The sequence below is a fragment of the Crossiella sp. NPDC003009 genome (assembly GCF_053591555.1).
The window spans coordinates 86,101-109,908 of sequence record NZ_JBSFUA010000029.1 but is presented as its reverse complement, the minus strand read 5'-3'; the positions used below and the strand labels follow the sequence as shown (position 1 = coordinate 109,908).

The following is a 23,808-nucleotide window of genomic DNA, read 5'->3' as shown; positions in this document are numbered from 1 at the left end:
CTTCGCCGCCGTGCAGTCGCTCCGCCGCGGGGGCCGCCCGGCCGCTGTCGTGTGGCTGCTTGGTCGCTGTGGCGCGGTGGTGGCCTCAGCCCGTGATCCGCTGGGCCGCCAGCCGCCCGGAGATCAGCACCGGCGGAATCCCCACCCCCGGCGTGGTGCCCGCGCCGGCCAGCACCACGTTCGCGAACGCCCGGGGCAGGTTTCCCGGCCGGAACGGGCCGGTTTGCGCGAAGGTGTGTGCCAGCGCGAACGGGGTGCCCGCGGACAGGCCCTGCCGTGCCCAGTCCGCCGGGGTCACCAGGGCCAGCCGGGTCACCGCGGCCTGGTCGGGCAGCAGGCCGCGCTTGGCCAGCACGGTCACGATCTCTTCGGCGTAGCGCGGGCCCAGCCGGTCCCAGTCCAGCGGTGCGGCGGCCAGGTTCGGGCACGGGGCGAGCAGGTAGTGCCCGGTGCGGCCGGGGGGCGCGAGGGTGGGGTCGGTGAGGGAGGGGGTGGTCAGCAGCAGGGACGGGTCGGACATCATCTGCCCGCCGTCGGTGATCTCGGCGAAGGTCTGCTCCCACGCCTCACCGAAGCTGATCGTGTGGTGCGCGAGGTCCGGGGAGGCCTTCTCCGCGGCCAGGTGCACTACCACCGCCGAGGGGGACCAGCGCAGCGGGACGGGTCGCCGGGGGCGGTGGCCGAGCAGTTCGTAGGTCTCGGTGAGGTCGGTGGTCAGCACCACGGCGTCACAGGTGATCCGGTCGGTGGCGGTGTGCGCGGCCAGCACCCGGCCCGCCCTGCCTTCCAGGGACTCCACGGTCTCGCCGTAGCGGAACCGCACCCCGGCGGCCGCGGCGGCCTCGGCCATGGCCTGGGGGAGGGCCCGCATACCGCCGCGCGGGAACCACACCCCGGCCACGGTATCCATGTAGGCGATCACCGCGTAGGCGGCCAGCGCCCGCTGTGGCGGCACCCCGGCGTAGAGCGACTGGAAGGAGAACACCCTTTGCAGCCGCGGGTCCCGGATGAACCTGCCCACCGCCGGGCCCAGCCTGCCGAACCCGCCCAGTGCCACCAGCTTCGCCAGCGAGGAGCCGACCAGGTCCAGCGGCGAGTCGAAGTTCGCGCCGATGAACCGGTCCCGCTCCACCGCGTACATCCGGCCCAGCCATTCCCGTAGCCGCAGGTACCCCTGCGCCTCCGCCGGACCGGCGAACCGCCGCACCTCCTCGGCCATCGCCTCGGCCCCGGTGTGCACGTCCACGCTGCTGCCGTCGGCGAAACGCGCCCGGTAGGCCGGATGCAGCGGCAACAGCTCCAGCCGTCGCTCCAGTGAGTCCCCGACCGCGTGCAACGCCTCCTCGACCAGCTCCGGCATGGTCAGCACGGTCGGCCCGGTGTCCAGTCGGAACCCGTCCACGTCCAGCCGCCCGGCCCGGCCACCCGAGTGCGGCTCGCGCTCCACCACGGTCACCTCGCGGCCACTGCCCCGCAGGTGCAACGCCGCCGACAACCCGGCCAACCCACCGCCGACGACCAGGACGTGGTCGCTCCGCCCGGTCACCCGCCGCATGGTCCGCGCTCCGTTCGCCTCACCCGCCCGCCACCACCCGGTCAGTGGTCGCGTCCGGTCAGCACCCTGGCCAACGTACCCAGTTGCCCGGACGGGCCCGCACCAAGGTCCGCCGCGGCCAGCGCCGCCAGCGCGGCCGCGGTGTGCTCGGTGATCATCCGCTCCACCGCGGCCACCGCGCCGACCTCGGTCAGCGCCAGCCGAACCCGGTCCACAGTGGACTCATCCACCACGGCATTCCCGCCACCGGCAAGGATTCCGCCCAGCAGCTCGGCCACCGCCGCCCGCCCGGCCCGCTCGGCCAGCTGCGCGCCCAGCACCAGCAGCGGAGTCCGCTTGCCCTCCCGCAGGTCGTCCCCGACCGGTTTGCCGGTGACCGCCGGATCGCCGAAGACCCCCAGCAGGTCATCGCGCAGCTGGAAGGCCACCCCCAGCGAACGCCCGAACGCCCGCAGCTGCCGCACCATCGGCGCGGGCGCCCCGGCCAGCTCGGCGCCCAGCTGCAACGGCCGCTCGATGGTGTAGCTCGCCGTCTTCAACCGCGCCACCCGCAACAACGCGGGCAACGAGTCCTCGCCCTTGGCATGCGCCCGCAGGTCCAGGTACTGACCGGCCACCATCTCGCTGCGCATCGCCTGCCACGGCTGCCAGGCCCGCCGCAGCATGTCGTGGCTGACCCCTGAGCTGACCAGCGCGTCATCGGCCCAGGCCAGCGCCAGGTCCCCGACCAGGATCCCCACGCCGTCGCCGAAGCGCTCCGCACAGCCCGACCACCCGGCCGACCGGTGCCGCCCCGCGAACACCACGTGCGCCGCGGGCCGCCCACGCCGGGTGGAGGACCGGTCCATCACGTCGTCGTGCACCAGCGCGCTGCACTGCAGCAGCTCCAGCGCCACCAGCGCCCGCACCACCGAGTCGGCGCGTTCCCCGGCGGGGTCGCCACCGGCGGCCCGCCAGCCCCACCAGGCGAAGGCGGGCCGGATCCGCTTGCCGCCGGCCAGCGCGAGCTCGGTCAGGGCCCGCACCAGCATCGGGTCGACACCGCCGCGCACATCGCTGTCGCCGCGAGCTTGGAGGAACTCCTCGATGGCCGGCTCCAGCCCGGCCTCGGTCAGCTCCGCAGCGAACACCACCTGTTCGACAGGCAAGTCCCCCTCCTCCGCTCGCCGCGTCTCCCGTCTGGCGACGCTAGCCGCCGCCTCCGGAACGCGCATCCGCGAACGGCGCTGACCTGCGACGACGCCAAGACTGCCGGTCGCGGCCGCCGACCCGGGCGAAGGCGGCCCGCGCCCTCGGGATGTAGCGGAGCCGGTACGGCAGCAACGGCCAGAGCCGGGCTACCACCGCCGCGAACCGGCGAAACCGGCGTTCATCCACCGGCCGCCAGGACGCCCCGATCTTCACCCGCACCACCGGCGGCAGCAGCGCCCTGGTGAGGAACCACAGCACCCGGCCGACCAGTGGCGCGACCAGCCGCCACACCGGCGCGGGCAGCCATGGCTGCGGCATCGTCTCCGGCCGCTCCACGAACCCCAGCAGCGCCCGCGCCGCCGGAGTCAGCTCCAGCTGCTCGGCGCACACCTGATCGAAGTAGGCCTGGAACTCCGCCCAGTCCTTGGGCACCGGACGATCGCTCACCCCGTAGCGCCGATAGGTCAGCAGGGACTCCGCGTACAGCTGCTCCCGCTCCGCCTCGGTCAACGGCCGGTCGAAGACCTCCGCGGTCTGGAGCACCACGTCGAGCATGGTCGCGTGCGCCCAGAACCACACCTCCGGATCCAGCGCGTGGTACCGCCGCCCCTGCTCGTCGTGGCCGGTGATGCCGTGGTGGAGCTCCCGGATGCCGCGCGCGGTGTCCTCGGCGGCCGGACCGTCGTAGACCACCCCGGCGATCTGCGGGATCGACCGCAGCGTCCGGGCCCACGGCTCGGTGTAGAACGCCGAGTGCTGCACCACGCCGGCGCCCAGTGCCGGGAACATCAGCTCCAGCAGGCCGACCCGACCGAGCAGCAGCAGCGAGCGGCGGTCACCCGAGTAACGCCAGTGCAGCGATCCGGGACCGGGTGCGGTCATGGCTGACTCCTCCAGGGGGAGCCTCCATCATCGCTCACCCGCCCCAGCGGGCGACATGGGCCGATCCGGGGTCACCGCTCGCTGTCCAGATGCGCCATCAGCGGTTCCGGGTACCTGGGACCGGCGGCGGAGTCCGCCGGTACCGCGCGCTCGATCGCTTCGAGGTCCACATCGGACAGTTCCAGGTCGAGCGCGCCAAGGGCCTCGGCCAGCCGCTCCCGGCTGCGCGCGCCCACCAGTGGCACAATGTCCTGCCCCTGGTGCGCCACCCAGGCAATGGCCACCTGCGCGGTGCTGGCGCCCCTGGCCTCGGCCACCGCGCTCAGCGCCTCGGCCACATCGAGGTTGTGTCTGAGGTTCTCCGGCGCGAACCGTGGGCTGTGCGCACGGAAGTCCCCGGCCTCGATGGTCCGGTCGGCCTGCCAGTGCCCGGACAGCAAGCCTCTGGAAAGCACTCCGTAGGCGGTGATGCCGATGCCCAGCTCGCGGCAGACCGGCAGGATCTCCGCCTCGATGCCGCGGGAGATCAGCGAGTACTCGATCTGCAGATCCACGATCGGGTGTACCGCGGCGGCCCGGCGCAGGGTCTCCGGACCGACCTCGGACAGCCCGATGTGCCGGACGTGCCCGGCCTGTACCAGCTCGGCGATCGCGCCGATGGTGTCCTCGATCGGCACCGCGGGGTCGAGCCGGGCCGGGCGGTAGACGTCGATGTGGTCGGTGCCCAGCCGTTTCAGCGAGTAGGCGGCGAAGTTCTTCACCGCGGCCGGACGGCAGTCGAAGCCGAGCCAGCCGCCGTCGGCGTCGCGCAGCGCGCCGAACTTGACGCTGATCACCGCCTGGTCGCGGTCCCGGCCGCGCAGCGCCTCGGCGATGAGCAGTTCGTTGTCGCCCATGCCGTAGAAGTCGCCGGTGTCCAGCACGGTCACACCCGCGTCCAGGGCGGCGCGGATGGTGGCGATGCCCTCGGTCCGGTCGGCCGGGCCGTACAGGTCCGACATGCCCATGCAGCCCAGGCCGAGCGCGCCGACCGCCGGTCCGGTGGCGCCAAGGGGACGAGTGATCATGGTGTTGCTTCCTCCGGTCGGTTCGGCGGCGGTGGTGCCGCTGCCATGAGCCTGCCCCGCCCGCGGCGAATTGAGGAGAGGACTCCCCGTCCCTGGATCAGGCCGTCCCAGGGACGCCCTGATCCAGGGACGCAGAGGTCCTGGATAACTGTCGGTGCGGCAGGGCAGGGTGGAGCCGTGGACCGAACCCAACTTGCCGACTTCCTCCGCCGCTGCCGAGCCCGCCTGCAACCCGCCGAGGTGGGCGGCCTCGACCTGGCCCGCCGCCGCACCCCCGGTCTGCGCCGGGAGGAGGTGGCCAAGCTCGCCTGCATCGCCACCGACACCTACGCCCGCCTTGAGCAGGGCAGAGGCCGGCATCCGACCCCCCAGGTGCTGGCCGCGCTGGCCCGTGCGCTGCGCCTGACCGACGACGAACGCGACCACCTGTACCTGCTCGCCGGGCACGAGCCACCCGCCCCGCCCCGCACCACCGAACTCCGGCCCAGCATGATCCCGCTGCTCTACCGGCTGTGGGACTACCCGGCCATGGTCATCTCCGACCTCGGCGTCTGCCTGGCCCAGAACCCGCTGGCCCGCGCACTAATGGGTGATCTCGCGGCGGCGCACGGCTGGGACCGCAGCTTCCATTGGCGCTGGTTCGCCCGGCCGGAGAGCCGCGCGCTGTTCCCCGCCGAGGACCACGCGGAGCACTCCCGGGTGCAGGTCGCCGACCTGCGCGCCACCGCGGCCCGCCGGGCCGGTGACCAGGACGTGCGCGAGTTCGTCCGCGCCCTGCGCTCGGCCAGCGCGGAGTTCGCCGAGTTCTGGGACAAGCACGAGGTCGCGGTCCGGCGCTCGGACCACAAGCGGTTCCTGCACCCGGAGATGGGGCTGATCGAGACCCGCTGCGAGATCCTGCTGACCCCAGAGCACGACCAGCGGCTGCTGTTCTACGCCGCGGAACCGGGCACCGTGAGCCACGACCGCCTGCAACTGCTCGGCATGCTGGCGTACCAGACCCCGGAGGATCAGGCCGAGGCAGAGGCCGCGCTGGCGGAGTTCGAGGCGATGGACCGATATCCCCAGGAGCCGTTCCAGTCCTGACCTGGCTCCAGCACGATCAGCCCGTCACCGCTGTTGAAGGCGTTCGGCGCGCAGGTCATCGGCTCGATGGTGATGCCGGAGCGCGGTGTGCGGGCCGCCGGGGCGTAGTCGTCGGTGTAGACCTGGAGGTAGTCGTAGCCGCCGTCCATCCACAGCTCGGTGGTCGTGCCGGTGGCGTCGGCCACCCTGGCCACGGCCAGGCCCTGCTCGTCGCGGACCAGGTCGGTGAACGCGGTGTCCAAGGCGGCTGAGCCGAGCGCGCGAGTGGTGCGGAAGTCCAGCGCGGTGCCCGCCACCGACTCCTTGCCGATGGGCAGCAGGCGGTTGTCGGTGGGGTAGTAGGTGGCGGCCGGGAGGGTCAGCTCGACCAGTCCGGCGGTGGCCAGGTACGGGTGGTGCGCGGCGCCGAAGGGCGCCCGGGTGTGGCCGGTGTTGGTGGCGTGCAAGGTGATCCGCACGCCCTCGGCGTCGACCTGGTGCTCGATGCGCAGCGAGAGCTGGAACGGGTAGCCGTACTGTGGCCGCTGTTCCTGGGACAGCACGACGCGGTCCTCGGTGTGCTCGACCAGCGACCACTCGGTCCAGCTGAGCAGCCCGTGCAGGGCGGTGCGCCGGTCGGGCTCGTTGATCGGGACCTGGTGCCGCACACCGTCGAAGGTGTAGGCGCCGTTGTCGATCCGGTTGGGCCACGGCACGATGGTCTTGCCCTGGTAGCTGTCGCCGAGCTCCTCGGCCGCGTGGGTGAGCAGCCGCTCGACGCCGTCGACCCGCCAGGACAGCAGCGTGGCGGCCACTCCGGCCACCACCGCGGTGTGCCGGCCGGAGCGGATCTCGTACAGGCGCCCGTTCGTCGTCATGAGGCGGATTGTGTCATCCGGGACGGCGCGGGTGCGTGGCGAGGCGCTGCCGGATGGCCGGCGGGTCAGCCCGCCAGCTCGTCGGTGCGGGAGAGCCAGCTGCGGTAGACCGGGGCCTGGTCGGCCTTGGCCCAGTAGGCGCGGATGGCGCTGGTGACCAGGGCGTCGGCCAGTCGGGCCACCGGGCTGTCGGTGCGCACGGCCAGGATGTGGCGGAAGTCAGGGCGGGCGCCGTGGAAGGGGCGGACCGAGATGCCATCCTCCAGCCGGAAGGTCGCCTGGGCCAGCATGACGCCCAGGCCGGTGCGGATGAATTCGCGGGCGTTGGCGCTGTCCAGGCGGTAGGCGATGCGCGGGATGAATCCGGCATTCGCACAGAGGCCGCGGAGGTATTCGGCGCAACGGATCTCCAGGCCCTGGGGGAGGATCCAGTTCTCCTCGGAAAGGTCGGCCAGGGAGATCTCGAATTCGTTCGCTAGCGAATGTCCTGTTGCGACGGCGATGAACAGCGGCTCGGTGGCGATGGTGTGCACCGCCACACCCGGCAGGCGGTCCAGCGGCATGGCCGGGTGCTCGGCAAGCACACCCAGGTCGGCCGCGCCACCCGCCAGAAGTTCCATCGCGGTCTGGCCGGAGCGTTCCTGCCGGAGGGTGATGCTGGCCTCAGGGGCCAGTTGGTGCAGGCGTTCGGTGACCGGCCCCGGCAGCGGGGTCGGGTGGGCGACGATCCGGATCTGGGTGGGACCGGTGTGCAGCGGGGCGGTGTGCTGGCGGGCCTCCTGGATCAGCTCGTCCACCGAGGGGACCAGGACCTTGGCCCGTTGCACCACCAGCTCGCCCAATGCGGTGGGGCGGGTTCCGTTGCGGTCGCGGTGGAACAGCGTGCCGCCGAAGGCCCGCTCCAGCCGCTGTAGCTGACGGGTCAGCGCCGGTTGGGTGAGGCCGAGCTGGATGGCCGCGCCGCTGAGGCTGCCCACCTCGCTGATCGCCCGAATCATCCGCAGATGCCGGATCTCCACATCCATGAACCCGATGTTAGGACGCCTGGACCTGGTGCCGTAGCCGCTGATAGGCCCCCTGACTGGCCGATCCATGCCATCGGGTCATGGTCGACTGTCAGTGGCCCCGCCGGTTTGTTCAAATTCTAATGAGTTTCATGTTGTCCTCGACGACACCGGTGCGGCTGGCCACGCGGGTGCTCGAACTTGTGCTGGCGCACCAACGAAAAGCGCGCGGCGGGCGATCGTGTCCGCAAGATCCGTGCCCGCGCTGCCTTTCCGCGCAATTGCCTTCGGTGCTCAACGCCATTTCCGCGAACCGGCCGATCCAGTTCGTGCTGCCCGCCTTTCCGGTCAAGTCGCCCAACCGGGAGAAGGTGCTCGGGCACCTCCCGGACCTGGCCGAAGAGCTCGCGATCACCTTCCTGGACGAGCTGTGCGCCGACCTCGCCGAGGTGTACCCGCCGGGCGTCCGGCTGACCATCTGCTCCGACGGGCGGGTCTTCGGCGACCTGATCGGCGTGCCGGATGAGGACATCACGGCCTACCAGCACGAGATGGCCGCGTTGATCAGCGCCACCGGCGCGGACCGGCTGGCTCTGTACACATTGGACGACTACGCGCCGGGAGTCAGCCCCGCCTCGCTGCGCGACCTGCTCGACCGCGAGTACACCGAACCGCTGTCCAGCCTGCGCGCCAAGGTCCGCGCCGATGCGGACCTGCGCGCCATGTACCTGGGACTGGTCCGGTTCCTGCTGGAGGACCGCGACGGCCCGGACTACACCGGCACCCGCGCCGCACTGCAACGGGAGAGCAGGCACCGGGCCTACGGCGTGCTCGCCCGCAGCCGGGCCTGGGGTGAGCTGGTCGGCGCGCGGTTCCCGGCGGCGGTCCGGCTCTCCATCCACCCGCAGCCCTGCGGCGCGGCCAAGCTCGGCCTGCTGCTGGGCCGCACCCCGGACGCCTGGCTCACGCCCTGGCACGCGGTGGCCGTGCGCGAGCCAGCCGGATTCACCCTGATGAAACGGATCGAGGCCGAACGGCTGGGTGCGCGGCTGGTGCACCGGGCCGGCCGCCCCAGCCACTACGTCCTGCCCTGAGCACTGGAGCGCACCGCCATGACAGACCTCGCCCTCGACCTGCCCGGCGTCACCGTGTCCACCCTGGAGGCCGTCGGCCTGCTGATCGAGCCCACCGGGCCCGGCCAGGACCCGCGCCGCCTGCCCGTGGACGTGCTGCGCGAGCTCGCCCGCGGTCACCACCTCCTGCTGCTGCGCGGGTTCACCACCTTCGCCGGACCGGAGGAGCTGACCGCCTGGAGCGAGAGCTGGGGCGAGATCATGATATGGCCCTTCGGGGCGGTGCTGGAGCTCATCGAGGCCGAGGCGCCTGCCGACCACATCTTCGACCACTCCTACGTGCCGCTGCACTGGGACGGCATGTACCGGCCCTACATCCCGGAGTTCCAGGTCTTCCACTGCGTCAGCGCGCCCGGCGGCGGCCAGGGCGGCGCGACCACCTTCTGCGACAGCGCGAAGCTGCTCGCGCACACCGAAGGGGCCACCTTCGACCGCTGGTCGCGGATCGAGGTGACCTACCGGATCCCCAACCTCAGCCACTACGGCGGCAAGGCCGTCTCGCCGCTGATCGTGCCGCACCCGCGCACCAGCGAGGCGACCCTGCGCTACCACGAGCCGCCGCGGGCCGACGACGACAGCTTCCTCAACCGGCCCGAGCACGAGTTCGCCGGACTGCCCGCCGAGGAGGTGCCCGCGCTGCTGACCGAACTGCATGCCACCACCCACGATCCGCGCTGGTACTACGAGCACACCTGGCAGGAGGGCGACCTCGTCATCGCGGACAACTACACGCTGCTGCACGGCCGGACCGCCTTCACCCACCGCGCGCCCCGGCACATCCGCCGGGTGCACGTGCTCGGCGAACCACCGTTGCGCAACCCGGCCAGCCCGAGCGAGGAGCGGGTCGAGAACCGGTGAACCGCAACACGTTCGCGGTCGCCCTGCTCACGCTCGGCACGTTCGGGCTGACCTTCTGGGCGGCGGGCTCGGTGGAGCCGCACTACTACTACACCGTCGCGGTGCGCGCGATGAGCGCCGACTGGCACGCCTTCCTCTACGGCGCCATCGACCCGGCCGGCACGCTGAGCGTGGACAAGATCCCGGGCGCGCTGTGGGTGCAGGCCTTGTCGGCGCGGGTGTTCGGCTTCCACGACTGGGCGCTGCTGCTGCCCCAGGCGCTCGCGGCGGCGGCGACGGTGCCGCTGCTCTACGACGCGGTGCGGCGCTGGGCCGGCCGGCGGGCCGGGCTGCTGGCCGGGCTGGTGTTCGCGCTGACGCCGATCACCGTGGTGCTGGCCAGGGTGAACATCCCGGACACCCTGCTGGTGCTGTGCCTGGTGGGTGCCGCGCACGCCACGACGTGTGCGTTGCGCTCGGCGCGGGCCTGGCCACTGGCGCTGGCCGGGGTGTGGGTGGGCCTGGGGTTCCAGATGAAGCTCGGGCAGGCGTTGCTGGTCCTGCCCGCGCTGGCCGTGCCCTACCTGGTAGCGGCTTCGGCGCCGACGCGGGCGCGGCTGTTGCGGCTGCTGCTCGCCGGTGTGGTGACCGCGGCGGTCAGCTGTGCCTGGCTGGTGCTGGTGGCGCTGACCCCGGCCGCGAACCGGCCCTATGTCGATGGCAGCACGACGAACTCGGTGTGGGACATGGCCTTCCGGTACAACGGGCTCGGCCGTTTCGCGCACACCGACGCCGCGGCCGGACAGGTGGCTAGCTTCCTCGCCGACTTCGGCGGGCCGCCGGGGATCGGGCGGCTGGCCAATGCCGAGCTGGGCACGCAGATCGCCTGGCTGCTGCCGTTCGCGGTGCTCGCGCTGGCCGTCGGATTGGTGACCGGAGGCAAGTACAGGTCCACAGTGGACGGATGGCTGCTGTGGGGGTTGTGGCTGGGCGTGCACGCGGTGGTGTTCAGCGCGGCTTCCGGCATCCACCCGTACTACGCGGCCGCCCTGACGCCGGCGATCGCGGCGCTGACCGGGGCGGGTCTGGTGCTGCTGGCCAGGTTGTGGCGGGCGGGCGGGGGTGCGGCCTGGCTGCTGCCGCTGGGGGTGGCGGTGAGCGGGGCCTGGGCCGCGGTGCTGTCGGCGCGGGCCTCGGTGCGGCCCGCGGCGGCGGACGGGCTGACAGCGGCGACGGATGGGCTGAGTGCGGCGACGGATGGGCTGACCGTGCTGGTGGTCGGCCTGACCACGGTGACGGTGGTCGTGCTGGTGGTGGGCGCGCTGCACCCGTTGCGGCGCTTGACCATTCCGGCGGCTGTCGGCTCCGTGCTGGTGCTGCTGACCGCCCCCGCGGTCTGGTCGGTGGCGGCTTCCGGCAAGCCGTTCCCCAGCCTGACCGCGCTCAACCCCGTCGCGGGACCGGGTGATCCGTTGCCGGCCGCGGGGATGGCCGCCATGCACGGGTTGCCGCCGGACACCCCGTTGCCGCCTGAGCTGGGTGACATGCACATGGTCACCCCGAACCGGGGGCTGCTCGGCTATGTCGAGAAGCAGCACCGGGGTGAGCGGTACCTGCTCGCAGTGCCGACGGTGAACACCGCGGCCCCTTACCTGCGCCTCGGGCACAGCGTGCTGCCCATGGGTGGGTTCACCGGCGCGGCCGGGGTGCCCACCCTGGCCGAACTGGACAACCTGGTGCGCACCAAGGCTTTGCGGTTCGTCATGGTGGCCGGGTTCCACGGCGGGATGGGCGGGCCGGTTGCCCAGGAGCGGCAGCGGTGGGTCACCGAGCGCTGCGCCGCCGTGCCCTTCGCCGAGTACCAGGGACCGAGCGGCCCGCCGGACGCGCCCGAGACGCTCTACGACTGCCAGGCAGGTGCCCGATGACCGAGCCGCCCGTCCCGCTGCGCAGGCTGGCCCGGCAGGCGGTGCCGATCACCGCGGTGTCGGTGGCGCTGGTCCTGGCGCTGGCCGCGCTGCACTGGGCGATCACCGGGTACCTGGTGATGTCGGACTTCTGGGACCTCAAGGTCTACCGGGCCGGTGGCGAGGCGGTGCTGGCCGGGGAGCCGCTGTATCCCGGCAAGCTCGCGGGCGGGATGTTCGCCTTCACCTACCCGCCGTTCGCGGCGCTGCTGTTCCTGCCGCTGACCTTCGGGCCGGAGCAGCTGGGGCAGTACCTGGTGTTCCCGGCCAACATCGCCGCGCTGGCCGCGGTGGTGTGGGTGGGCCTGCGCGCGATCGGCGTGCCGCGTGGCCGGGAGCTGGGGCGGCTGACCATGGTGCTGACCGCGCTGCTGTTCTGGCTGGAACCGGTGTCCTGGACGGTGTACCTGGGGCAGGTCAACCTGCTGCTGATGGCGCTGGTGGTGGTGGACCTGCTGCGCCTGCCGCAACGCTGGCGCGGGGTGGGTGTGGGCATCGCCGCCGGGATCAAGATCGTGCCCGCCTTCTTCATCCTGCACCTGCTGCTGACCCGCCAGTACCGCGCGGCCGCCACGGCCACCGGGACCGCGGTGGGCACCGTGCTGGTGAGCCTGGTCCTGCTGCCGGGGGACACCGTGCGGTTCTGGACCGGCACGTTCGCCGCGACCGAGCGGGTCGGCGATGTGCAGAACCCGATGAACCAGTCACTCAACGGCATGCTGTCCCGGATCCTGGGGGTGGACAGCACGCCGCTGTGGCTGTGGCCGCCGCTGGCGTTGCTCGCCGCGGGGGCCGGGCTGTGGGTGGCGCGGCGGGCGCACCGGGACGGGCGGCGGCTGCTCGCGGTGTCCCTGGTGGGGCTGACCGCGGCGATGGTGTCGCCGATCTCGTGGAGCCACCACTGGGTGTGGTTCGTGCCGCTGCTGATCGCGTTGCCGCCGCTGCTGGCGGACGGGGTGGGTGCGCGCGCGGCCGGGGTGGTCGCGGCGCTGTTGAGCTTCGCCTGGCCGATGCACTTCTTCAACGGGCACCGGATGGATCTGCCGCCGCTGGGGCTGATCGGGCTGCCGCCCGCGGGCGGGCTGGAACTGTTGTACCAGAACGCCTATCCGCTGGGGTTCCTGGTCATCGTGGCGTTCGCAGCTCGTCGAGCAGCTGTGCGAACACCGGTTCGGTGATGATCGGGATGCGGTACTCGCGGGCCTTGCGCGCCTTGGCAGACAGGGAGTCCGGGTCGGCGGCGACCACGACCTTGGTCCAGCGGCAGACGTTCTCCGGGTGGGTGATGAGCCCTGCGGCGGTGGCGTGGGCCTGGAGGAGCTCGCGGGGCTGGTCGGTCTGGCCGGTGAAGGCGATCCGGTCGCCGGGGTGGAGGCGGAATCCGTCGGGCAGGGCGACCGGCTCGGCGGCCGGGGCGGGCACGAAGGAGTCCGGGGCGTGGCGGGCGCGGTAGTAGGCGGAGGTGCGGCGGGACTGGCGGTAGGCGGGGGCGTCCGCGCGGCGGGGGCGGCGGGCGACCGGGTGGCCGGGCGCGCCCCGGTGCACCGCCGGTGTGTCCAGGGCGGGCACGAAAGGCCAACTGCGGGCGCGAGCCACCGCGATCAACCGCGCCCACTCGCCGTCGCCCGCGGACAGGTAGTGGGCCAGCAGCGCCGCGGTGGCGCGGGCGTCGTGCAGGGCGGAGTGGGCGTTGGTCAGCGGGATGCCCGCGGCGGCGCAGCAGGCGGCCAGGTTGCGGCGGTCGGTGGTGAGGTAGCGCGGGGCGAGGGTCATGGTGCAGACGCCCTCGGTGGCCTCAGCGGGCAGGGGGACGCCGGCGTTGGTGAGCTCGGCGTGCAGGAAGCGGGCGTCGAAGGTCAGGTTGTGCGCGACCAGGACACGGCCGGTGAGGCGGGCGACCAGGTCGCCGGCGATCCGGTCGAAGGTGGGGGCGGGCAGCACCTCGCGGGTGGTGATCCGGTGGACGTGCTGGGCGCCCAGGTCACGATGGGGGTTGACCAGGGTGCACCACTCGTCGGTGACCCTGCCCGAGGCGTCGGCCTGCACGACGGCGACCTCGATGATCCGGTCGCGGCCTGCGGCGAAGCCCGTGGTCTCGACGTCCACCACCGCGAAGCCCACCGACCCCCCAACCCGTAGCGATCACCGGACGCAGCGTAGCCGTCGTGGTGATCACCGGGCGGGTCAGGCGGGGAGTTCGACGCTTTCGCCGGGGGCCAGCAGGGTCAGCGGCACCCCGGTGCCGGGACCGCGTTCGCCGAGCAGGCTGCTGGTGACGCCCCGGCCCGCCTCGCTGAGCAGCACGTCGTGCACCTGGTAGGCCTGCCTCGGCTTGACCTCGCGCAGGTAGTCGACCAGGTGCGCCAGCCGGGACCAGGGCGCGTGCAGCGGCAGCAGCAGCGTGTCCACCTGGCGTTCCGGCACGGTCAGCGCGTCGCCGGGGTGGAACACCGTCCCGCCGAGCAGGAACCCGCTGTTGCGCACCAGCGGGATCTCCGGGTGGATCTCGGCGTGCCAGTCGCCGTGCACCTCCACCTCGACCGCGCCGATGTCGAACCGGTCGCCGTGCCCGACCGCGGTGACCCGCCCGCCCAGCCCGGTGAGCTGCGCCGCCACCGCGTCCGTGGTCCAGACCCGCAGCGCCGGGTCGGCCTCCAGGGCCGCGCGCAGGCGCTGGCCGTCGAAGTGGTCGAAGTGCTCGTGCGTGATCAGCACCGCGGTGGCGCCGGTGAGCGCCTCGGGCTCGGTGAACGCGCCGGGGTCGAGCACGATGGCCTCGCCCTCGTGCTCGACCCGGACACAGGCGTGCCCGTACTTGGTCAGTCGCATACGCCGAACGCTACCGCCGGGCCGGGCGGCCCGCGGCTCAGAACGCGGTCGGCGGCACCCCGTGCCAGGCCGCCCGCAGTTCGGCGGACACCCGGTCCTGGCTGATCGACGGGTGCTCGGCGAAGAGCAGGGTGTGCCGGCCGGCAGGGTCGAACGGTCGCCAGCGGGGCAGCTCCGGCAGGCTCGGGTCGCCGGTGCGGGCGAAGGCGCTGAGCGAGTCGTTGAGCTGCCGCGCCAGCCGGTCGGCGACTTGGCGATCGGCTTGTGGGTGCAGGCGTTGTGGGTCTGCCTTGCCGAAGGTGAAGGGCAGGTCGCTGGCGTGCACCGGGCCCAGCGGGGAGGCGTGGGCGTAGTCGAAGCGGTAGGCCCAGGCGCGGCCGCCCGCGCGGTGCACGGCCTCGGCCAGCCAGATCGAGGGAAGCTGGACGAAGATGTCGCTGGCCAGGTCCAGGCGCGGATCGCGACCGGCCGGGGTGTGCTCGCGGTAGGCGGCCTGGATGGCGGCGAACCGGTCCGCGCCGGCCACCGACCTCAGCTTGTTCTCCATGCCGGGGACGAACATCGGGAAGATCCCGGCGAGCTGGTTGGACTCGTCCCGGCAGGTGCCGATCAGCACGTCCACCTTCGAGGAGATCCGGCGCAGCGGGTGCACCGGCAGCACGTGGCCGTCCAGCACCTGGTGGAAGACCTCGCCGCCGAGTTCGGGGGCGGTGCTGGCCTCGGCGGCCGCGGCCACCACGTCGGCCGCCGGGACGGTGAACAGCTTGGGCGAGCCGGGGGAGGGGATGCCGAGCCGCTTGAGCATGAAGTCGGTGGTGCGCTGGGCCTGGGCCGGGGTGAAGTGCGGGCGGGCGCCGCCGCTCTGCACCACCGCGCGCCGGAACAGGCCCGTGGCGGCGGGCGCGCCGAGCAGCGAGCCGATGGACATGCCGCCCGCGGACTCGCCCATCACCGTGACGTTGCGCGGGTCCCCGCCGAAGGCGCCGATGCAGCGGCGCACCCAGCGCAGCGCCTCGACCTGGTCCAGCAACCCCGTGTTGCCGGAGCCGGGCCTGCCGGACAGGTGCAGGAAACCGAAGGCGTGCAACCGGTAGTTGATGGTCACCAGCACGACGTCGTCGCGCTCGGCGAAGACCGTGCCGTCGTAGTCGCTGCCCGCGCCGCTGACGAACACGCCGCCGTGGATCCACACCACCACCGGGCGGCGGCCCCTGGTGCCCCGCGAGTACACGTTGAGGAACAGGCAGTCCTCGCTCTCCGGACCCGGCGGCCGGGGCGGCCCGGCGAGCTGGTGGGCCGCCGGGCCGAACTCGGTCGCCGCGCGCACCCCGCGCCAGGGCCGCACCGGCCTCGGCGCGGTGAACCGGTGCTCGCCGGTGGGCGCCTCGGCGTAGCGGATGCCGCGCCACACCGTGATCCCGTCCTGCCGGACCCCGCGCAGCCTGCCCAGCGGCGTGCACGCCAGCACGTCGGAGTCGTCCCCGCCCGAGGCCGCCGCCGTGCCCGGCAGCGCCGCCGCCAGCGCCGCGCCCCCGGCCAGTCCGAGCGCCGTCCGCCTGTCCACCTCTGCCACGTCAGCCTCCTGTATCCGGGTCTCTCGAAATCCAGCTCACCTCGGACTGCCTGAAACCGGTCGGCCCGTACGCTGAGATGACGAAAACCAGCGAACAGAGGTCGCGGCATGACGAGAACCGGCGAACTGGACGAGCTGGACCGCAAGTTGGTGGCCGCGTTGCAGGTCAACGGCCGGGCCGCCTGGTCGAGCGTGGCGGCCGCGCTGGGCGTCTCCGAGCGGACCGTCACCCGCCGGCTCGGCCCGCTGCTGGCCGGGGACACGGTGCGGGTGACCGCCATCCCCAACCCGGTGCTCGACCCCGGCGTCACCGGACTGGCCCTGCGCATCCGCTGCCGTCCCGGCCGCACCCCGCAGGTGGCCGAAGCCCTCTCCACCCTGCCCGAGGTCTGGCAGGTGCTCATCCTGGAAGGCGGCGACGAGATCGCGGCCACCGTCTGGGTCAGCCCGCCGGAGCGGCTGAAACTGTTGCTGCTCAAGGAACTTCCCCGGCTGGGCGCGATCGACTCCTGGCAGACCAGGCGACTGCTGTGGATCTACCCGCACTCCCTCGGCTGGCGCGCGCCACTGCTCACCCCGGAAGAACGCGTGCGGCTGGGGGAGACGACCGCGCGGCCGGCCACCCGGCCCCGGCCGGTGCCGGACGAGGTGGACCAGCGGCTCATCGCGCTGCTGCGCGCCGACGGCAGGCTGGGCTACACCGAGCTGGCCAGGCAGAGCAACGTCTCGGAGTCCACCGCCCGCCGCAAGGTGGCGGCGCTGCTGCGCGAGGGCGCGATCGCCATCACCACCACGGCCGACCCCCGGCTGCTCGGCTACCACCTGGAAGCCCTGCTGTGGCTGACCATCCAGCCTGCCGGGCTCGGCCGGGTCGCCGCCGTGCTCGCCGCACACCAGGCCACCGCGATGGCCGCGACTACCAGCGGGCCCAGCAACCTGCTGGTCTCGGTGGTCTGCCGGGACGGGGAGGACCTCTACGACCTGATCACCGGCACCCTGGGCGCGCTGCCGGAGGTCATCGGCGTGGACGTCACCCCGGTGCTGCACGTCGCCCGCCGCGCCGGGGTCAGCCACTCGGCGTGAAGTACGGCGTGGTCGGCGGCCCGGCCGAGGGCGGTGGCACCTGGAGCACCGGCACCGGTTTGCCGCCGGGGTTGCCCTTGGTCTTGGCGCTGAAGGAGAGCTGGCCGCTGGCGGCGGGCACCTGGTAGGCGTTGTTCAGGTTGAGCAGCTGGCTCAGCACGTCCGCCGGGGTGGGCAGCCGGTCCGCCGCCCTGGACTGCTCGGCGGCCAGCCGGATCGCGCGGGCCGCGGTCACCATCGCGTCGTGGTGCATCACCGCGTAGCCGTCATCCAGCGAGGCCTGGCTGAAGTGCTCGGTGAACGCGGCGTGGAAGTCCCGGTAGTTCGGCGCTTCCGGCGCCCCGTCCCGCCACCGCTCGGCGTCCACCGAGGAGGCGTAGACCGCGGTCACGTTGGCCGCGACCAGCTTGCTGATGAGCACCTTCACCAGGCCGAAGCCGGTGGCCCCGGTCAGCACGGTGAGCGGCTCGGCCCGGCACACCCGGTGGCTGAGCGCCTCGACGAAGCTCACCAGGTCGCTCTCCCGGCCCGCGTAGAACACCAGCTGCGGATGCACGGTGCAGATGTTCTTGGTGATGCCGTCGAACATGTTGGGCGTGGCCTCACCGGGGATGGACGCGCCGACGAAGCTCTGCGGCGGGTAGCGCAGGTAGCCGCCGCGGTTGCCGAACTCCCGTTCCAGGGCCTCCTTGAGCGTGCGGGTGTAGAGGTCGGGCTGGTTGGCGTCGTAGACCAGCAGGCCCTCCCGCAGGTCTGGGCGGGTGGCCAGGTGGCGGGCCAGCGCGGCCACGTAGTCGGTGTTGGTGGCGTTGGCCCGGATCAGGCCGGTGATGTGCTCGTGGTCCAGGCCGTCGGCGGTGATCAGCGCGCCGATCATGGGCAGCTTCAGCGCGGAGAGCCGTTTCGCCGCCGCCTCGGTCTGCGCCACGCTCATGCCCAGCCCGGCCACCGCGACCAGCCGGTCCGCGCCGCTCATCCGGTTGGCCAGCCCGGCCACCACCGGCTCCCAGTGCCGCAGCCCCGATCCGGCGTTGGCCAGCAGCAGCCGGACCAGTGGCTGCGGATCACCGGCCAGCGAGCTGCGGTTGACCCGCTGCTGCCCGACGAAGGTGCCCTGCACCAGCCGCAGGATCTTGGCCCCGTCCAGCGCGCTGGAGCCGTTCCAGGTCAACGGGGACAGCAGCGCCACGCTGACATAGGGCTTGTTCTGCGCCAGCACCCACTCGTTCTCGGCCAGGATCTTGCGCTGCACCTCGGCCAGGTCCGGGTGGAACTCATAAGAGCCGTCAGTGATCCCGACGCACTCACCGTCTACATCGGACACTCCGGAGGACGGTCCACCGCAGGCGTCCAGCAACCGCCCGGCCGCCCAGGTGCCGACCCCGGCCAGCAGCACCACCACCGCGGTCAGCACCAGCAGCCTGACCAGCCGTCGGCGGCGGCGCGCCCTGGTGGGCGGGGGAGTGAACAGGTCCTGCTCGACCTCGGCGATCATGACTGCTCCGCGAGTCGGTGGTAACGGCGGGCCTCCTCCAGCAGCACGGTCGGCGCCGCGCCGGAGGAGGTGGCCAGGTCGGTGCAGAAGGAGGCGATCTCCTGGTACAGCTCGCCCCGGGTGTTGCGGCGCAACGGGTCGGCGTCCAGCCACAGCGCGGCCACCAGCCCGGCGGTGCTGTGCTGCACGCGGTCGGACAGGGGCAGGTCCCTGGTGAGCGCGCGCACCTCGGCCACCGCGGGCTCCCGGTGCGGCAGACGGTTGGGCGCGGCGGTCACCTGGTGCAGCTCGGCCAGCCAGACCTGGGTGTCCACTTCGGACAGTCGCTGGGCCTCGGTGGTGGCGACGGTGGCCAGGTCACCGGCGGCCAGGGCGTAGTAGCGGGCGGCCACCGAACCGGCCGGGCTGTGCTCGCGCAGCACGCCGAAGACCGCGGTCCAGCTCGCGGTCTCGGTCTCCGCCCGTTCGGCCAGTCGTCGCAACAGCAGGCGGCGCAACAGGTTCCCGTGCTCCGGCCACAGCTGGGCGGCTTTGATCTCGGCCAGCGGGGTGCCGTCGGCGGCGTGCAGGCGCCGCTGCCCGGCCAGCCACAGGCCGTCGTCCTCGGTGCGGGCCGCGGCGCAGGTGATGAGGTCGGCGAGCACGGTCAGCTCGGGGAAGTCCAGGTCCACCGGCTGGTCCTGGAGCAGGCGGTGCAGCATCCGGTCGGCCACGCACAGCCGCTGTTCCTGGCCGAGGCCGTGCGGTTCCTGCCGGGTGAGCAGCTCGGCGAGCTCGGGCCGTTCCTCGGCGTGTGCGCGCAGCGCGTCCACCAGCAGCCGGACCGCGGCCGGGTGACCGCCGGTGAAGCGGTGGACGGTGTGCGCGATCCGCCGGTCGTCGCCGATCCGCTTGCCCAGCGCGGCGACCCGCTCGCGCACCTCCGCCTCGGTGAGGTCGGGCAGCCGCAGCCGAAGCCACCGCGGGCGACGGGGTTCCAGCCTGCGGCGCAGTTCGGCGTAGTTCCGGTCGCGTTCGGTCAGCGCGGCCACGTCGGCCGGGTCCACCCGGTCCAGCAGCAGACCCCGGCTGGTGGCCACCAGGGTCAGCGGATCGGGTTCGGACTGCTGCCGGGTGTCGGTGAGCCGGTCCAGGAACCGGCGGCCCAGCAGGGTGTCCGCGTTGTCCAGCAGGGACACGCAGTTCAGCGACCACTCCTGCGCGCGCCGGGTGCCGAACGCCGCGCGCAGGTCGGCCAGGAACGCCCGGCACAGCAGCTGCTCCAGCAGGTAGCGGTCGTGGTCGTCGGCGCCCTCGCGCGCCCACAGGTTCAGGTCCACCAACACTTCCAGTGGGTCCTCATCCCGGTCCGGCGCGCGGTCCTGGTGCTTGAACCAGGTCAGGAACCGGCCGAGTGCCACCCTGGTCCACCGCCAGCCGCTGGCCCAGCCGACCAGCGCGCCGGTCAGCTTGCCGATCAGCCCGGCGGGCACCGCGGCCGGCAGCTGCGCGGCGTTGAGCGCGTCCCCGGCCGCGGTCTCCAGGATCTGGGCCAAGGCGTCCAGCCTGCGCCGCTGTTGCAGCGCGGCCAGCACCGTGCGGCGGGCGGCCGGCCGGTCCTCCTGGTCGAGGTCCAGCGCGATCACCACGTTGGCCGCGGCCAGCCGGGGGAAGCGCAGGTGGCCGTAGCCGCGGCACCAGCGGTTGAGCTGGAAGGCCAGCGCGGAGAGCAGCTGCGCGACCGAGGCGTGCCTGCTGGACTCCAGGTCCAGCCGGGCGTAGGGCACGTTCTGGTCCAGGCGCTCGCCGAGCTCGGTGAGCAGCGTGGACTTGCCGCTGCCCCGGGAACCGGTGACCACCAGCACCGGATAACGCTGGCTGGTCGGGCGTCCGTGCTGCTCCGGCCGGGACATCAGATCCCGGACCAGCCGCATGGCTGCACTGCGTGATCGGCCCATGGCTCGACGTTAACCACGCGGTCCGGGCAGGGTCCCGGAGTGCCTGAAACGTTATGCGGTCAATCGATTACGCCGCGCCACCGGCAGGATCCAGCAGCGACCTGGCCTCGGCCACCAGGAAGTTGTCCTGGATCCGCCGCGCCAGCTCGTCCGCGGCGCGGGCGTAGGCGCGGGCCGGCCGGGGGTCGCGGGCGGACCAGGCCCGGGACAGCGCCAGCAGCGCGTCCACCTCGCCGTAGTGGTTGCGGTCCCGGCGGTAGTGCTGCCGTGCCCAGCGCAGGCAGTGCAGGGCCTCGTCGGTCTGGCCGAGCCGGGTGTGCGCCTGGCCGAGCACGATCAGCGAGTGGTGCTCGGCGATGGTGTCCGCGCAGCGCCTGGCCAGCTCGAGGGACTCCCTGGCCAGTTCGAGGGCCTCGCGCGGGTTGCCGGTGTCCATGTGCAGCTCGGCCAGTTCGGCCAGCACGTAGCGCTGCGCCCAGTCCGCGCGCACCTGTCTGGTGACCGCGAGGGCGTGCCGGAGCCTGCGCTCGGCCAGCTCGCGCTGGCCCAGCACTCTGGCGTGCGAGCCCAGCAGGTAGAGCACCCACGGGTTGTGCGGCGGCACAGCCGGGTGCTGGGCCAGCTCCTCGGCCGCGTCCCGGTGGCGCAGCGCCTCCTCGTGCTCGCCGAGGCGGTGGCAGACGTAGAACAGCGCGTTGAGCGTGGTGAGGTGCGAGATCGGGTCGTGCCGCTCGGCCTGGTGCAGCGCCAGGATGCGCAGCTCGTTGGCCTTGATCGCGGCCAGGCTCTGCTCGCGCAGCCCGTAGGAGCCGATGTCGGTGTGGATGGCGGCCGCGCCCGCGGTGAGCCCGGCCTCGGCGTAGCGCTCCAGTGCTCGCTGGTACAGCTCGACGGCCTGCTCGCGGCGTTCCCGGTACCGTTCCGCGTCCGCCAGGCTGATCAGCGCCACCACCTGCCCCGCCGGGTCGCCCTCGGCCTCGGCCGCGGCCAGGGTGGCCTGCGCGGCGGGCAGACAGGCCGGGCTGGGGCGGAGCAGGAAGTAGTTGCGCACCACGCCCATCAGCCGCCAGGTCGCCGGGCGCGGGCCCCGCTCGGCGGCGTGCGCGATCAGCGCGGTGATGTTGCCGATCTCGGCGTCCAGCCAGTCGGTGGCCACCCGGTAGCCGGCGAAGCTCACCTCCGGCGGCACCGGCGGGGTCGGGGCCAGCGGCACCTGCCGCCAGTGGCCGTAGAGCGCCCACGAGGCGGTCTCCACGGTCTGGGTGTACCAGCCGTAGAGCCGCAGCACCGCAGCCGTGCGCTCGGCTGGGGTGAGCTCGAGGGCGGCGCGTTCGGCGGCGTACTCGCGGAGCAGGTCGTGCAGGGTGATCCGGTTGTTCGCGGCCGGGCGGATGAGGTGCGCGGTGCTCAGCCGCGCCAGCGCGTCCGTGGCCTCGGCCAGTGCACAGCCGGCCAGCGCGGCGACCGCCTCGGTGCTGAACTCGGCGATGGGGGCCAGGCCGAGCAGCCGGAACACCGCGCGGGCCGGCAGGTCCTGGGCCAGGTAGGAGCAGTCGAAGGTGGCCCGGACCCCGCTGAGCTCGTGCTCGCCGATCTCCAGCGCGCTGAGCCGGTCGCCGTCGAGCAGCTCGCCGACCATCCCGGACAGCGGCCAGGCCGGGTGCGCGGCCAGGTTCGCCGCGGTGATCCGCAGCGCCAGCGGCAGCCGGGCGCAGGCGTTGATCAGCGCCGCGGCCGCCTCCGGTTCGGCGGCCAGCCGCTCGGCGCCGACGGTGGCCGCCAGCAGCTGTCCCGCCTCCTCGTCGTCGAGCACGTCCACCACGATCGCGCGCACCCCGGCCAGCCGGTTGCGGCTGGTGACCACGACCTGCGCGCCGGGGCCGACGGCCAGCAGCGGGCGGAGCTGCTCGTCGTCGAAGACGTTGTCCAGCAACACCAGCAGCTGTCGTTCGGCCACCAACGAGCGATACAGGCCCGCCGCGGCCGACAGTTCGGCGGGCACCCGTTCGGCAGGCACGCCGAGTCCGCGCAGCAGCCGGTCCAGCGCGGCCAGCGGGGTCAGCGGCTGGCCGGGGGTGTGGCCGAGCAGGTTGAGGTAGAGCTGGCCGTCCGGGAACTCCGCGCGCACCCGGTGCGCCCAGTGCACGGCCAGCGCGGTCTTGCCGACCCCCGCGGTGCCGGTCAGCAGCACCGGTTCGCTGCCCGGTTGCAGCTCGTCGAGCTCGGCCAGCGCCGCGGTGCGGCCGGTGAACCCGCCGATCGCGGGCGGCAGCTGCGCCGGGCGGGGCACGGCCGCCGGGACCACGGTGGTGAAGGTGCTGTGCGCGGCGGGCACCTCGCCGCGCAGCACCCGCAGGTGCGCCTCGCGCAGCGCGGCGCTGGGCCGGACCCCGAGGTCGGTATCCAGGCGGTCGCGGATGCCGGTGAAGACCTCCAGCGCGGCGGCCTGACGGCCCGAGCCGGCCTGGGCGAGCAGCAGCACCGCGTGCAGGTCCTCGTGCAGTGGGTGCTCGGCGGCCAGCGGGCGCAGCGCGCGCACCGCCTGCTCGGCCCGGCCCAGCCGCACGGCCAGCTCGCCGTAGGCCAGCGCGGCCTCGATCCGGCGCCTGGTCACCGCGACCGCCACCGGGTGCTCGCGCAGCCTGCCCGGCAGGTCGGCCAGCACCGGGCCGCGCCACCGGTTCAGTGCCTGCTCGTACTCGGCCAGCGCGGCCACCGGGTCGGTCCCGGCCAGGCTCTCCGCGCGGTCCAGGCCATCGGCGAACTCGGCCAGGTCGAGCTGGCCGGGGCCCGGGTTGAACAGGTAGCCGCCGTGCAGGGTGACCAGGCGGTCGCGGTCGCCGTCGGGCAGCTGCTTGCGCAGCCGGCTGAGGTAGGTGTGCACCAGGCTCTGCCGGGACTCCGGCGGCCGGTCGGCCCACAGCGCGTGGGTGATCTCGCCGTGGCTGACCAGCTGCCCCGCCCGCAGCGCGAGCAGGCCGAGCAGCAGCCGGGGCATGGCCGCCGAGGAGTCCAGCACCGTCGAGCCGCGGGAGAGCAGCAGCGGTCCGAGCACGCCGACGCGCAGCTCGCCCGGCTCGGGCAGCTCCGGATCGGGCAGGCCGACCACCGCGGCCAGCCGCCGCAGGGTGTCCCCGCGCGGGACCTTCACCTCGCCCTGCTCGACTCCGCGCACCGTGCGCACGCTCAGCCCGGCCCGCGCGGCCAGCTCCTCCTGGGTGAGTCCGCTGCGCAGCCGGGCCGTACGCAACGCCGAAACCCACGGTGTGCCAGCCACCCCGCAATGCTGCCTGGGCCGGAGCTGGCCTGGCA

At 73.3% G+C, this 23,808-nt stretch carries 18 protein-coding genes; 6 read left to right on the top strand and 12 right to left on the bottom strand.

Annotated elements, in window-relative coordinates; genetic code table 11:
- Window positions 1-85 precede the first annotated feature (85 nt).
- From crtI to ACWDY5_RS26750, 4 genes are all read right to left on the bottom strand, one after another.
- Entirely contained in the window at window positions 86-1,555 is a 1,470-nt protein-coding gene (gene crtI / locus ACWDY5_RS26765; protein WP_449724923.1) for a phytoene desaturase family protein, read from the bottom strand.
- 41 nt (window positions 1,556-1,596) lie between these two features.
- The gene (locus ACWDY5_RS26760) at window positions 1,597-2,703 is read right to left on the bottom strand and encodes a polyprenyl synthetase family protein (RefSeq protein WP_449724922.1); all 1,107 of its coding nucleotides are present in this window, start codon (window positions 2,701-2,703) and stop codon (window positions 1,597-1,599) included.
- A gap of 40 nt (window positions 2,704-2,743) precedes the next feature.
- Complete coding sequence (locus ACWDY5_RS26755) at window positions 2,744-3,628, bottom strand: oxygenase MpaB family protein (RefSeq protein ID WP_449724921.1); 885 nt, start codon at window positions 3,626-3,628, stop codon at window positions 2,744-2,746.
- 71 nt (window positions 3,629-3,699) lie between these two features.
- Window positions 3,700-4,695 (bottom strand): aldo/keto reductase, encoded by a 996-nt coding sequence (locus ACWDY5_RS26750; protein WP_449724920.1) that lies wholly within the window; start codon window positions 4,693-4,695, stop codon window positions 3,700-3,702.
- Between the two features lie 177 nt (window positions 4,696-4,872).
- Between ACWDY5_RS26750 and ACWDY5_RS26745 the strand changes: the two genes are divergently transcribed.
- Window positions 4,873-5,781 carry a helix-turn-helix transcriptional regulator gene (locus tag ACWDY5_RS26745; RefSeq protein WP_449724919.1) on the top strand — a complete coding sequence of 303 codons (909 nt, stop codon included), beginning with the start codon at window positions 4,873-4,875 and terminating at the stop codon, window positions 5,779-5,781.
- On the opposite strand, the gene ACWDY5_RS26740 is transcribed toward ACWDY5_RS26745, so the two are convergent.
- Both ACWDY5_RS26740 and ACWDY5_RS26735 read right to left on the bottom strand, forming a co-directional pair.
- Window positions 5,706-6,638 carry an aldose 1-epimerase family protein gene (locus ACWDY5_RS26740; RefSeq protein WP_449724918.1) on the bottom strand — a complete coding sequence of 311 codons (933 nt, stop codon included), beginning with the start codon at window positions 6,636-6,638 and terminating at the stop codon, window positions 5,706-5,708. The two genes, ACWDY5_RS26745 and ACWDY5_RS26740, sit on opposite strands and share 76 nt — an antisense overlap.
- A 65-nt stretch (window positions 6,639-6,703) precedes the next feature.
- On the bottom strand, window positions 6,704-7,663 hold the full coding sequence (locus tag ACWDY5_RS26735; RefSeq protein ID WP_449724917.1) for a LysR family transcriptional regulator: 960 nt from the start codon (window positions 7,661-7,663) through the stop codon (window positions 6,704-6,706).
- Between the two features lie 269 nt (window positions 7,664-7,932).
- On the opposite strand from ACWDY5_RS26735, the gene ACWDY5_RS26730 reads away from it, so the two are divergent.
- The 4 genes from ACWDY5_RS26730 to ACWDY5_RS26715 are packed head-to-tail and all read left to right on the top strand — an operon-like array spanning window position 7,933 to window position 12,757.
- The gene (locus tag ACWDY5_RS26730) at window positions 7,933-8,736 is read left to right on the top strand and encodes an L-tyrosine/L-tryptophan isonitrile synthase family protein (protein ID WP_449724916.1); all 804 of its coding nucleotides are present in this window, start codon (window positions 7,933-7,935) and stop codon (window positions 8,734-8,736) included.
- A gap of 18 nt (window positions 8,737-8,754) precedes the next feature.
- The gene (locus ACWDY5_RS26725; protein WP_449724915.1) at window positions 8,755-9,633 is read left to right on the top strand and encodes a TauD/TfdA dioxygenase family protein; all 879 of its coding nucleotides are present in this window, start codon (window positions 8,755-8,757) and stop codon (window positions 9,631-9,633) included.
- Window positions 9,630-11,540, top strand: a complete 1,911-nt coding sequence (locus tag ACWDY5_RS26720) for an ArnT family glycosyltransferase (protein WP_449724914.1) — start codon at window positions 9,630-9,632, stop codon at window positions 11,538-11,540. Before ACWDY5_RS26725 ends, ACWDY5_RS26720 begins: the two co-directional genes overlap by 4 nt.
- Window positions 11,537-12,757, top strand: a complete 1,221-nt coding sequence (locus tag ACWDY5_RS26715) for a glycosyltransferase 87 family protein (protein WP_449724913.1) — start codon at window positions 11,537-11,539, stop codon at window positions 12,755-12,757. Before ACWDY5_RS26720 ends, ACWDY5_RS26715 begins: the two co-directional genes overlap by 4 nt.
- Here the strand turns inward: ACWDY5_RS26715 and ACWDY5_RS26710 are convergent.
- The 3 genes from ACWDY5_RS26710 to ACWDY5_RS26700 form a co-directional block, all read right to left on the bottom strand.
- A complete protein-coding gene (locus ACWDY5_RS26710; RefSeq protein WP_449724912.1) occupies window positions 12,705-13,700 on the bottom strand; it encodes an exonuclease domain-containing protein in 996 nt (331 codons plus the stop codon). The two genes, ACWDY5_RS26715 and ACWDY5_RS26710, sit on opposite strands and share 53 nt — an antisense overlap.
- A gap of 63 nt (window positions 13,701-13,763) precedes the next feature.
- Complete coding sequence (locus ACWDY5_RS26705; RefSeq protein WP_449724911.1) at window positions 13,764-14,408, bottom strand: MBL fold metallo-hydrolase; 645 nt, start codon at window positions 14,406-14,408, stop codon at window positions 13,764-13,766.
- Between the two features lie 37 nt (window positions 14,409-14,445).
- Window positions 14,446-15,981: a carboxylesterase/lipase family protein gene (locus ACWDY5_RS26700; protein ID WP_449724910.1), complete on the bottom strand. Its 1,536-nt coding sequence runs from the start codon at window positions 15,979-15,981 to the stop codon at window positions 14,446-14,448.
- Between the two features lie 108 nt (window positions 15,982-16,089).
- Here ACWDY5_RS26700 and ACWDY5_RS26695 point away from each other — a divergent pair, with 108 nt between their 5' ends.
- A complete protein-coding gene (locus tag ACWDY5_RS26695) occupies window positions 16,090-17,064 on the top strand; it encodes an Lrp/AsnC family transcriptional regulator (RefSeq protein WP_449724909.1) in 975 nt (324 codons plus the stop codon).
- On the opposite strand, the gene ACWDY5_RS26690 is transcribed toward ACWDY5_RS26695, so the two are convergent.
- The 3 genes from ACWDY5_RS26690 to ACWDY5_RS26680 all read right to left on the bottom strand — a co-directional run bounded on the left by ACWDY5_RS26690 (window position 17,048) and on the right by ACWDY5_RS26680 (window position 23,773).
- Complete coding sequence (locus tag ACWDY5_RS26690) at window positions 17,048-18,559, bottom strand: hypothetical protein (protein ID WP_449724908.1); 1,512 nt, start codon at window positions 18,557-18,559, stop codon at window positions 17,048-17,050. The two genes, ACWDY5_RS26695 and ACWDY5_RS26690, sit on opposite strands and share 17 nt — an antisense overlap.
- Window positions 18,556-20,496 (bottom strand): AAA family ATPase, encoded by a 1,941-nt coding sequence (locus ACWDY5_RS26685; protein WP_449724907.1) that lies wholly within the window; start codon window positions 20,494-20,496, stop codon window positions 18,556-18,558. The genes ACWDY5_RS26690 and ACWDY5_RS26685 overlap by 4 nt, the downstream gene beginning before the upstream one ends.
- 67 nt (window positions 20,497-20,563) lie before the next feature.
- Window positions 20,564-23,773: a BTAD domain-containing putative transcriptional regulator gene (locus tag ACWDY5_RS26680; RefSeq protein ID WP_449724906.1), complete on the bottom strand. Its 3,210-nt coding sequence runs from the start codon at window positions 23,771-23,773 to the stop codon at window positions 20,564-20,566.
- Window positions 23,774-23,808 lie beyond the last annotated feature (35 nt).